Below are 4,949 nucleotides of genomic sequence, written 5' to 3'. Positions count from 1 at the left end.
CGGTGCCGTGCAGCACCACGATGCCGGCGTGCCGGCGCAGGCGGCCGGCCAGCTGCCCCGCCAGGCGCTGCCACTCCCGCGGGGTGGCGGCGCTGGAGTCGATGGGGGCGGGCAGGGCCAGCACCTCATGGTCGGGAAGCGCTGCGCGGCGCTGGGCGGGCAGGGCGGCCAGGGCGCGGGCCAGGCGCGCCGCGATGTCGCCGCCGGGGGCCAGGCCGTGCTCGCCCGCCACCATGCCCAGGGTGCCCCCGGTGTAGACCACCAGCGGGGGGCGCAGGGCGTGAGGGGCGGCGTCGACAGGCATGGGCAGGCTCCGGGAGTCGGGTGAGGTCGACCATGATACGAAGGGGCGGACGGGGCCGCCAGGCTCATCCGTCGATTCGCACCCGCACGCCCTCGGCGACCCGCTCGCCCGGATGGGTGATGACGAGGTCGCCGACCTCCAGGCCGTCCAGCAGCTGGGTGACGAGGCCGCTGCGCCGCCCCAGGGTCACCGGCGCCTGGCGGGCGCGACCCTCCTCCACGCGGAACACCACCCACTGGCCGTCGGCGCGGAACAGGGCGCTGGTGGGCAGCTGCACCACCGCATCGGCCTGCCAGACCAGGAACTCGGCGTCGACCCGGAAGCCGCTGCCGAGGCCCAGGGCGGCGGGCTCGGCCTCTCCGTCGAAGTCGATGATCACCGGCACCCGCTGCTCGTCGACGCCCAGCGCCGAGACGCGGGTGAAGCCGGTGGGCTCGATGCGCCGCACCCGGCCGTCGAGGGCCGCCTCGCCGCCCCAGCCGCTCAGGCGCACCGCCATGTCGGGGCGTACCCGCACGGCATCCATGGAGAGCAGGTCCACCTGCACCTCCAGGTCGGCCAGGTCGCCGAGCTCCAGGATCGGCTCGCCGGCGGCGACGCTGCCCTCGCAGCAGCGGTAGCGGGTCAGCACCGTGCCGCTGATCGGCGCCCGGACCTCCAGTTCGGGGTGCTCCTCGTCGCCGCGCTGGCCGCTGGCCACCGCCAATACCGCCCGGGCGCTCTCCACCTCGAAGCGGGCCGCCTCGACGCTGGAGGCAGCGGCGTTCTCGATGGCGCGCTGGCGGTCGCGCTGGCTCTGGCGCTGGTCGAGGTCGGCGGTGGAGACCAGGTTGCGCTGATGCAGGGTGCGGTAGCGCGCGTACTCCGCCTCGGCGAAGCGCCGCTCGGCCCGCGCCGTCTCCAGGTTGGCCTGGGTGGCGCGCAGGCGCGCCTCGGCGGCCTGCAGGTTGTCCTCGGCCTGTTGGCGGGCGCGAGGGTCCAGGGCCGGGGCGGGAGTGGGCTCGAGGCGAAACAGCGTCTGGCCCCGCTCGACCTCGTCGCCGACCTCGAGGGTAACGCGCTGCAGGTAGCCGGCGATGGGCACCGAGACGTTCCAGGTGTCGCGCAGCCGGGTGCGGCCCTCCTCGGTCACCGAATCGACGAAGGGCGCGAGGCTGACCCGGGCCACGCTCACCGGCACCGGCGCCGGCCGCAGCGCCCAGGCCAGCAGGGCCAGCAGCGCGAGGCCGACCAGGCTCCACAGCAGGGGCCGGATCCAGGGACGCGATCTCATGGGCGCTCTCCTTGTTTCATTCCACGGCCTTCAGGACGCGCAGCTTGTCCAGCCGCCCCAGGCGCACCACCACCATCACCCCCACGATGAGGGAGGCGGCCAGCACGCCGCTGGCGGCCACGGCGAAGGCCTGGGGGGTGAGCACCAGCGGCACGCGGAACAGGTCGCTGCTGAAGGCCTGGTTGAGCAGGTGGCTGAAGGCGATGCCGATGGCCCAGCCCGGCGGGAGGGCGAGCAGCGTCAGCAGGGCGATCTCGCCGAGCAGGATGCGCGCCACCTCGGCCCGGGTATAGCCCAGCACCTGCAGGGTCGCGAGCTCCCGGGCGCGCTCGGCGAAGGCGACGCGGGCGTTGTTGTAGACCACCCCGAAGGCGATCGAGGAGGCGATGGCCAAGAAGATGGCGGCGAACAGCAGGATGGTCTCATCCAGGTAGTCGCGGATGCCGCGCTCGGCCTGGTCGAGCCGGCCGATGGCGGCGATGCCCGGCATCTCCCACAGGGCCGCATTCAGGGCGTCGTGCCGGTCGGGGTCGACCAGCAGCCAGGCGCCGCTGATCGCCGGTCCCTCGCCCATCAGGGCGTTGAGCCGCTCGCGTCGCAGGTAGGCGCCGACCCCCAGGGGTTCGTCCACCAGGGCCGCCAGGGGCAGGCTCAGGCGCCGCCGCTGGCCCTCCATGATCACCACCTCCAGTTCGTCGCCGACCCGGGCCCCCAGCGAATCGGCCAGGTAGCGGGTCAGCATCAGGCCCTCCTCGGGCAGGCGCTGGGGGCGACCGGCGGCGTCCAGCACCTGGCGCAGCCGCGGCGTCGCGTCCAGGCCCAGCAGGCCGATGCGCTCCTCGCGGTGGCCGTGGATCAGGGTGGCCGGCACCCGGCGCCAGCCCTCCACGGCCAGCACCCCGGGCTGATGGCGCAGCTCCCCCGCGGCCCGGGCCGGGGTGATCTCGGTGAAGGTGAGCTCAACGTCCATGCGCAGCACTTGGCGGTACTGCTGGTCGATCATCGCCTCCACGGCGTCGAGCTGGTAGGCGCCCATCATCAGCAGGCCGGCGGAGAGGGCGATGCCGGCCACCGAGAGGCCGGCCTTGGCCGGGTGGCGCGCGAGGTGGCGCAGCACGATGCGGCCCTCGTGGCCGAGCAGGGCCGCGGGGAGGGCCCGCTCGAGCGCGCTGCGGCGGAAGCGCGCCGGCGCCGGGGGGCGCATCGCCTCGGCGGGGGGGCGGCTCACCGCCTGCCACACCGCGTGCCAGGTGCCGACCAGGGCAGCCAGGCCGACCACCCCGAGGGACAGGGCGAGCGCCCAGGGCGGCACCCGGAAGGGCATCTCGGGGAAGCGGAAGTACTCGCGGTAGAGGCCGGCCAGGCCGCTGGCCGCCCAGGCGCCCAGCGCCACGCCCAGCGCCCAGCCCAGCAGCACGATCGCCCCGGCCAGCAGGCCGAAATGGCGCGCCAGCTCCCCGTCGCGGTAGCCGAAGGCCTTGAGCACCGCGACCTGCTCGCGCTGGGTCTGGATCATCCGCCCCATCACCACATGGAGCAGGAAGGCCGAGACCGAGAGGAAGATCGCCGGCAGCACCGTGGCCTGCAGGCGCTGCTGGTTGAGCTCCTCCTCGATGAAGCGGTGGGAGGGCTGGTCGTCGCGGGTCCAGGCGCCGGTGCCGCCGTAGCGGGCCAGGGCCAGGTCCAGGGCATCGATCACTGCCTCGCGGCGTGCACCGGCCTGCAGGGTCAGGGTGACCTGGTTGAAGGCGCCCTCCATGCCGAAGGCGTTGGCCAGGGCGCGCTGGTTCATCCACAGGATGGCGTAGCGCCGGTAGTCGGGCATCAGGTCGGTGGGCGCCACCTGGTAGAGGAACTCCGGGCTCAAGGCGATGCCGGCGAGGCGCAGGCGCACACGCCGGCCATCGATGATCGCCTCCAGGCTATCGCCCGGGCGCAGGCCGTGGGCCTCGGCGAAGGCCCGCCTCGGGCAGGCCGCCGGCCACCAGGTGCAGGCGGTTGAGCATCGGCTGGCGGCCATCGGGCAGCGACTGGGCGAGCCCCCGCACCGGGTCGTCGAAGCCCGCCACCGAGAGGCGCATGGCGGCCTGGACCCGGGGCTCGACCAGGTTGACCCCCTCGATCGCCTGCAGCCGTGACACCACGCCCAAGGGCGCGCGCTTGACGTCGGCGAACACCTCGGCGAAGTGGTGGCTGGCGTAGAAGCGGTCGCGGGCACCGGCGAGCGCCTCCAGGGTGGTCACCGCCAGGATCAGGGTCATGACGCCGCCGGCGATCACCGCGGCGATGGCCAGGGTCTGCCCCTTGAGGCGCCACAGGTCGCGGACGAGCTTGCGGTCGAGGGTCCTCATGGCGGCATCACCAGCGCAGGTCCCGGGCCGGGCGCCGGCCGGGATTGACATGGATCTCGTCGACCCGGCCGTCGCGCAGGCGGATCACCCGGTCGGCCATCTCGCCGATCACCTCGTTGTGGGTGATGATCGCCACCGTGGTGCCGGTCTCACGGTTGACCGTCTCCAGCACCTCGAGCACGCGGATGCCGGTGCGGAAGTCCAGGGCGCCGGTGGGCTCGTCGCAGAGCAGCAGGTCGGGCTGCTTGGCCACCGCCCGGGCGATGGCCACCCGCTGCTGCTCGCCGCCGGAGAGCTGGGAGGGGAAGTGGTCGAGGCGCTCGCCGAGCCCGACCAGGGCCAGGGCGGCCTCCGGCGCCATGGGGTCCCGGGAGATCTCGGTGACGATGGCCACGTTCTCCCGGGCGGTGAGGCTCGAGATCAGGTTGTAGAACTGGAAGACGAAGCCGACGTGGTGGCGGCGAAAGCGGGTGAGCTCGCGCTGGCTGGCGCGGGTCAGGTCGCGGCTGTGACCGGCGCGGTCGCGGTAGCGCACCTCGCCGCCGGAGGCGCTGTCGAGGCCGCCGAGGATGTTGAGCAGGGTGGACTTGCCGGAGCCCGAGGCCCCCAGCATCACCAGCAGCTCGCCGCGGTAGAGGGCCAGGTCCACGCCGCGCAGGGCCTGGATGGTGACCTCGCCCATCGGATAGCTGCGAGTCAGCCCGCGGGCCTCGAGGGCCACCGCCGGAAGGGTATGCCTCGAGTCTAATCGGGCCCCTGGGGGGGGCGCCATTGACCCAGGGCAAGGCGGCGGCGTCAGCGGGTCACCAGCCGCCCCTCGGCGTCGACCTCCAGGCGCCGGTTGCGCCCGGCAGAGAGCGCGAACAGCCCGGCCAGGGCGCAGATCGCCACCAGCACCGCGGTAACGGTGCCCAGGCCCAGCTGGAACTGCAGCATCACGCCGACCCCCAGGGGCCCCAGGGCGGCCAGGGTGTAGCCGCCGCCCTGGGCCAGGCCGGAGAGCTTGCCGGCCAGGCGCGAG

At 74.1% G+C, this 4,949-nt stretch carries 5 protein-coding genes and 1 pseudogene; all 6 read right to left on the bottom strand.

The annotated features are described in order from the left end of the window. On the bottom strand, positions 1-304 hold a 304-nt coding region (locus tag J5F18_RS12650), incomplete at its 3' end, for an asparaginase domain-containing protein (protein WP_346298972.1). A gap of 64 nt (positions 305-368) precedes the next feature. After that, entirely contained in the window at positions 369-1,577 is a 1,209-nt protein-coding gene (locus J5F18_RS12645) for an HlyD family efflux transporter periplasmic adaptor subunit (protein ID WP_346298971.1), read from the bottom strand. 16 nt (positions 1,578-1,593) lie between these two features. Continuing rightward, positions 1,594-3,471: an ABC transporter permease gene (locus tag J5F18_RS12640; RefSeq protein ID WP_346298970.1), complete on the bottom strand. Its 1,878-nt coding sequence runs from the start codon at positions 3,469-3,471 to the stop codon at positions 1,594-1,596. A gap of 28 nt (positions 3,472-3,499) precedes the next feature. Next, positions 3,500-3,928 (bottom strand): hypothetical protein, encoded by a 429-nt coding sequence (locus tag J5F18_RS12635; RefSeq protein WP_346298969.1) that lies wholly within the window; start codon positions 3,926-3,928, stop codon positions 3,500-3,502. A 7-nt stretch (positions 3,929-3,935) separates the two neighbouring features. Then, on the bottom strand, positions 3,936-4,610 hold the full coding sequence (locus J5F18_RS12630) for an ABC transporter ATP-binding protein (protein ID WP_346298968.1): 675 nt from the start codon (positions 4,608-4,610) through the stop codon (positions 3,936-3,938). Between the two features lie 113 nt (positions 4,611-4,723). Continuing rightward, positions 4,724-4,949, bottom strand: a pseudogene (locus J5F18_RS12625) (MFS transporter); the annotation flags it as partial.

Source organism: Halomonas sp. BM-2019, assembly GCF_017584085.1.
This window is presented reverse-complemented; position numbering and strand designations above follow the sequence as displayed.

Excerpts from the sequence above, each read along its gene's own strand:
- J5F18_RS12645 (WP_346298971.1), bottom strand. The coding sequence starts at position 1,577 with ATGAGATCGCGTCCCTGGATCCGGCCCCTGCTGTGGAGCCTGGTCGGC.
- J5F18_RS12635 (WP_346298969.1), bottom strand. The coding sequence starts at position 3,928 with ATGAGGACCCTCGACCGCAAGCTCGTCCGCGACCTGTGGCGCCTCAAG.
- J5F18_RS12630 (WP_346298968.1), bottom strand. The coding sequence starts at position 4,610 with ATGGGCGAGGTCACCATCCAGGCCCTGCGCGGCGTGGACCTGGCCCTC.